This window comes from Marinobacter sp. R17, assembly GCF_003789045.1.
In the GTDB taxonomy this organism is placed as follows: domain Bacteria; phylum Pseudomonadota; class Gammaproteobacteria; order Pseudomonadales; family Oleiphilaceae; genus Marinobacter_A; species Marinobacter_A mangrovi.
The window spans coordinates 1-4,287 of the sequence record NZ_RHGZ01000053.1 but is presented as its reverse complement, the minus strand read 5'-3'; the positions used below and the strand labels follow the sequence as shown (position 1 = coordinate 4,287).

The window sequence follows — 4,287 nt, the reverse complement described above, 5'->3', positions numbered from 1 at the left end:
AAGAGGATTAGCATTCATAACGACGGCGGTGAATGGGTTTTTGTTTGGTTTTTGGCGAAAGCAAACTTAACCCGTTTTACCGCCGTCTTCCTTTTCTTTTCCCGCTAATCCGCGATGAACCTTTTTTTTGTCTGGAATTCAGCGGGCCGTTAGCGTCGAGGCGCCTGATGTCGCCGTGCGACACGGATTGCCAACTTGTAAGGGTCAGGGTATTTAACTACTATTTTCAACAACTAAATTTCGGGTTGTGAAGTCTTACGATGTGCGGCCTGTAGGGACAGCTTCGCATCGCCTGGTGGGAGATAACCATAATGAATAATGGCGACGTGAGCCGAAGCCGGCGCCGCTTCCTGATTGGTGCTACGTCTGTCGTTGGGGGTGTGGGTGTCGTTGGGGCGGCTGTGCCGTTCGTGGCGTCCTGGAATCCTAGCGCCAAAGCCGAGGCGGCAGGAGCCCCGGTCTCTGTCAGCATCGACAAGATCGAGCCGGGACAGCAGGTGACTGTTGAGTGGCGCGGCAAGCCGGTCTGGATAGTGCGACGGACCGACGAAATGCTGGACAACATCAAGAAGCTCAACGACACGGTCAAAGACCCGCAGTCCAAAGAGGCCTCCCAGCAACCTGAATACATCGAGGGCATCTACCGTTCTTTGAAGCCGGACATTGCCGTGCTTGTCGGTATTTGTACCCATCTGGGATGCGTGCCCACCTATCGGCCGGAAGTCGCGCCTCCTGATCTGGGGCCGGACTGGCTGGGCGGCTTTTTCTGTCCGTGTCACGGCTCGCACTACGACCTCGCCGGCCGCGTCTATCAGAGTCAGCCCGCGCCACTGAATCTCGAAGTTCCGCCTTACCGTTATGACTCGGAGACCACTCTGACCATTGGTCTTGATCCGGAGGCTGCGTGATGCAAAAACTCATTCAATGGATTGATGCCCGGCTTCCCATTGTCGACGCATACAACAAGCACTTGGCCCAGTATTACGCGCCCAAGAACTTCAACATCTGGTACTTCTTCGGCTCGCTGGCGATGTTGGTGCTGGTGAACCAGTTGGTGACCGGCATCTGGCTGACCATGAGCTACAACCCGACCGCAGAAGGGGCGTTCGCCTCGGTCGAGTACATCATGCGGGACGTGAAGTGGGGCTGGTTGTTGCGCTACATGCACTCCACGGGGGCCTCTGCCTTCTTCGTTGTGGTGTACCTGCACATGTTCCGTGGCCTCATGTACGGCTCCTACCAAAAGCCGCGAGAGCTGATCTGGATCTTCGGTATGCTGATCTACCTGGTGCTGATGGCCGAAGCTTTCATGGGCTACCTGCTGCCATGGGGGCAGATGTCTTACTGGGGCGCACAGGTGATCGTCAACCTGTTTGGCGCCATTCCCGGCATCGGCGACGACCTCTCGCTGTGGATTCGCGGTGATTACCTCATCTCCGGCATCACGCTCAATCGCTTCTTTGCACTGCATGTGATCGCGCTGCCCATCGTCCTGTTGGGTCTGGTGGTTTTGCATATCCTGGCGCTTCACGAAGTGGGGTCGAACAATCCGGACGGCATCGAAATCAAGAAGAACAAGGATGAGAACGGCATCCCCAAAGACGGTATCCCTTTCCATCCCTATTACACCGTTCACGATATAGTCGGTGTGGCGGTCTTCCTGTTCATCTTCTGCGTCGTTGTGTTCTTTTTCCCGGAAATGGGCGGTCTGTTCCTGGAGAAGCCGAACTTTGAGCCCGCCAACCAGCTGAAAACCCCTGCGCACATTGCGCCGGTGTGGTACTTCACGCCGTTCTACGCCATGTTGCGCTCAGTGACGGTGGACCTGTTCGGCTTGCCGGCCAAGTTCTGGGGTGTGGTGGTCATGGGCGCCGCGATTGCCATTCTTTTCGTGCTGCCCTGGCTGGATCGCAGCCCGGTGCGCTCGATGCGCTACAAGGGCTGGATGAGCAAGGTTGCCCTGGCCATCTTTGCCATTAGCTTCATCGTGCTGGGTTACCTGGGCATCAAGCCGCCGAGCGCCCTGCGCACCGGTCTGGCGCAGGTGTTGACGACGCTGTATTTCCTCTACTTTATCCTCATGCCGTTCTATACAAGGATGGAAAAAACGAAACCGGTTCCGGAGAGGGTGACAGGGTGATGAGAAACATAATTGCGGGTCTCTTCCTGATCTGTTTGCCGGTTCTAGGTATGGCGGCTGGTGAAGGCAGCATGCCCCTCGATCACATGGAGCCGGATCTCTCCAACAAAGCCTCGTTGCAGCGGGGGGCGGCCTTGTTCACGAATTACTGCATGGGATGCCATTCCATGCAGTACGCCCGTTACAAGCGGGTGGCGAATGACACGGGGATCCCGGAGGAGCTCTACGAGGACAACCTGATCTTTACCGATGCCAAGATTGGTGAGTTGATGAAGAACAGTATGGACAAGGACCAGGCCGAAGCCTGGTTCGGCAACCCGCCGCCGGATCTGACACTCGAAGCCCGCCTGCGTGGGACGGACTGGATCTACTCCTATCTGCGCGGTTTCTACAAGGACGATTCCCGCCCCATGGGCGTCAACAATGTGGTTTTCGAAAACGTGGGTATGCCCCATGTTCTGGTGAATATGCAGGGGCTGTGCGCCGTGAAGCCGGAAATCGGCCACCAGTCGCGCATCGATCCGCTCAGCGGCAATGAGGTGAACGATACCGCCTGCCCGGAGTGGGCGATCGAGGGAACCATGGATCCCGGCGACTTCGACGCCGCCATGTACGATCTGACCAACTTCCTGGCCTACATGGCTGATCCGGTCAAGCTCCAGCGTGAGCGGCTGGGGATGTTTGTCCTGATCTTTATTGCCATCTTCTTCGTGTTTGCTTTCCTGCTCAATCGGGAGTACTGGAAAGACGTACACTAAAGAATCAGGTATAATCCCGCTTTGCAAGAATTCCAGTAGGGCGCAAGTCAGCCCACTGGAATTTTGCGTTTAGCCATTTCATCTCTGTGTATCTGCAATCGTGGAGTAGTTCTATGGGCGTTGTGACCAAGCGGTCATCAATGACGTTTTTTTCCGATCCGGCGAGCCATTACAGCCACCGGGTGCGTATCGTACTTGCTGAAAAGGGCGTCACGGTGGACGTTGTCGACGTGGATCCCGATAACCCGCCGGAGGAACTCTCCGACCTGAATCCTTACAACGCGCTGCCCACGCTGGTTGATCGTGATCTGGTGCTCTACGAGCCCAATATCATGATGGAATACCTGGATGAGCGTTTTCCACATCCGCCGCTGTTGCCGGTCTACCCGGTTGCCCGTGCCAACAGCCGTCTGATGATTCATCGCATCCAGAAAGACTGGTGTGGCCTGGTCGACCAGATCCTGGCGCAGCCAAATGCCAAGGCCTCCGATGCCGCCCGCAAGGAGTTGCGCGAAAGCCTGCTCGCCACGGCACCACTGTTTGGCGAGATGCCGTACTTCCTGTCTGAGGAATTTACCATCGTTGACTGCTGTATCGGTCCGATCCTCTGGCGCCTGCCGGCCCTGGGAATCGAGCTTTCCGAGAAGCAGGCCAAGCCCCTGATCAAGTACATGGAGCGTCTGTTCCAGCGTGAGGGGTTCAAGGCGAGCCTGTCTGATCTCGAAGAAGACATTCGCAGCTAAGCCGAACCCATGTATTTTCGAGCCTGAGCGGGAGGCGTTATGTCTGAGAAGGCATTCAGAATGACAGCAAGCCGGCCCTACCTGGTGCGCGCTTTCAACGAGTGGATTCTGGATAACAACTGCACGCCCTACATCCTGGTGGATGCGGGCGTGCAGGGTGTCCAGGTGCCGGCGGAGCACGTGGCTAACGGTCAGATCGTCCTCAACATCAGCCCCAGTGCGGTGAAGGGATTGATGATTGGCAACAGCGCCCTTGAGTTTAACGCGCGCTTTGGCGGCGTTCCCATGCAGGTGTCGGTACCGATGGTCGCGGTGCTGGCCATCTACGCCCGCGAGAACGGCGAAGGCATGGTGTTTGGCAGTGAGCCGGGCACGCCGGATCCAGATGGAACGGGTACGGATTCCGGTGACGGGCAGAGTCAGCCCGAACGCCCATCTGGCAAGCCCAGCCTCAAAGTGGTGAAATAAACGCCAGCCATGGCGCAGGATGAATGGATGCTGAAAAGCCGACCCTCGGGTCGGCTTTTTTGTGCGCCCGGCACGGGCGCACTCCTGGAGGTGCAAGTCCTCCCGTGAGCTGGCCACAGCGAGCGAAGTGAAGCGCAACTGCGGAAGGGCGACCGACCGTGGGGAGGAAGCGTGGAGC

5 protein-coding genes are annotated in these 4,287 nt (G+C 57.3%); all 5 read left to right on the top strand.

What is annotated here, in order from left to right; genetic code table 11:
• The first annotated feature begins 311 nt into the window (after nt 1–311).
• The 5 genes from petA (at nt 312) to EB809_RS20780 (ending at nt 4,109) form a co-directional block, all read left to right on the top strand.
• A complete protein-coding gene (gene petA / locus EB809_RS20800; RefSeq protein WP_123636773.1) occupies nt 312–908 on the top strand; it encodes a ubiquinol-cytochrome c reductase iron-sulfur subunit in 597 nt (198 codons plus the stop codon).
• Nucleotides 908–2,140, top strand: a complete 1,233-nt coding sequence (locus EB809_RS20795; RefSeq protein ID WP_123636772.1) for a cytochrome b — start codon at nt 908–910, stop codon at nt 2,138–2,140. Before petA ends, EB809_RS20795 begins: the two co-directional genes overlap by 1 nt.
• Nucleotides 2,140–2,898: a cytochrome c1 gene (locus tag EB809_RS20790; RefSeq protein WP_123636771.1), complete on the top strand. Its 759-nt coding sequence runs from the start codon at nt 2,140–2,142 to the stop codon at nt 2,896–2,898. Before EB809_RS20795 ends, EB809_RS20790 begins: the two co-directional genes overlap by 1 nt.
• 113 nt (nt 2,899–3,011) lie before the next feature.
• A complete protein-coding gene (locus tag EB809_RS20785) occupies nt 3,012–3,641 on the top strand; it encodes a glutathione S-transferase N-terminal domain-containing protein (RefSeq protein ID WP_123636770.1) in 630 nt (209 codons plus the stop codon).
• A 60-nt stretch (nt 3,642–3,701) separates the two neighbouring features.
• Nucleotides 3,702–4,109: a ClpXP protease specificity-enhancing factor gene (locus EB809_RS20780; RefSeq protein ID WP_190294993.1), complete on the top strand. Its 408-nt coding sequence runs from the start codon at nt 3,702–3,704 to the stop codon at nt 4,107–4,109.
• Nucleotides 4,110–4,287 lie beyond the last annotated feature (178 nt).